Genomic DNA, 258 nt, shown 5'->3' with positions numbered 1-258 from the left:
CCGCCGGCCCCCAGCCCCCGGCAACACCACCACACCCCCCCTGCCGCCCCGCCACTCCGACGCCAGAGCTTTTATGATGACGATGTACGGATTCGATATCAGGGACATGACGCTCGCTTCGCTGCGCGGCCAGATCGGCATTGTCCAGCAGGATGTCTTCCTGTTCGGCGGCTCGATCCGCGAAAACATTGCCTATGGCCGTCTCGGCGCCTCCGACGACGCCATCGCCGATGCCGCGCGGCGGGCGCAGCTCGACGG

Annotated in this window: 1 pseudogene; it reads left to right on the top strand. The window is 67.4% G+C overall.

What is annotated here, in order from left to right:
- Positions 1 to 258 (top strand): annotated as a pseudogene (locus tag P9230_RS32325) (multidrug ABC transporter ATP-binding protein); the annotation flags it as partial.

This window comes from Mesorhizobium sp. WSM4887 (assembly GCF_029625865.1).
Classification (GTDB): Bacteria; Pseudomonadota; Alphaproteobacteria; order Rhizobiales; family Rhizobiaceae; genus Mesorhizobium.
Note: the sequence above shows the minus strand (reverse complement) of the source record. Positions and strands in the feature narration are given on the sequence as shown.